The organism is Streptococcus vulneris, assembly GCF_019218685.1.
GTDB lineage: Bacteria > Bacillota > Bacilli > Lactobacillales > Streptococcaceae > Streptococcus > Streptococcus vulneris.
This window is the reverse complement of the sequence record NZ_JAHUZC010000035.1, coordinates 1-442: the sequence shown is the minus strand read 5'-3', so window position 1 is coordinate 442 and position 442 is coordinate 1. Positions and strand designations below refer to the sequence as shown.

At 44.6% G+C, this 442-nt stretch carries 1 protein-coding gene; it reads left to right on the top strand.

Annotation, left to right across the window (positions count from 1 at the left end):
- Nucleotides 1-442 (top strand): mucin-binding protein (locus KUA57_RS09480; RefSeq protein WP_431830577.1); only part of this gene is annotated, 442 nt, incomplete at both ends.

Sequence of the window (442 nt, the reverse complement as noted above, 5' to 3'; positions counted from 1 at the left end):
GGTGGTGCGAAGGTTTATGACTACGATACAGCACGTGACCAAGTCTACACTGTAACCCTTTCAGAACGTGTTGAACCAGTTAACCCAGATAACCCAACTCCACAACCAAACACACCAGTCAATCCAGGACAACCAGATAGCCCACGTTGGCCAGGAACCGTTGAAAACTTGGATAACAAGGAAAGTGTTAGCCGTACCATCCATTATGTTTACGAAGATGGAAGTAAAGCTAAGGATGATGTGGTTGAAACACTGAACTTCAAACGTTGGAGCAATGTCAACTTGGTAACAGGTCATATCGACTTCCAAGACTGGACAACCAATGATGATACGTTTGATAAAGTGGTCTCTCCAACCATCGCAGGTTACACAGCGGATAAATCAGAAATCCCAGCTGTAAGTGGAGTTCAAGCGAAAGACCAAGACCGTGTTGAAACAGTTA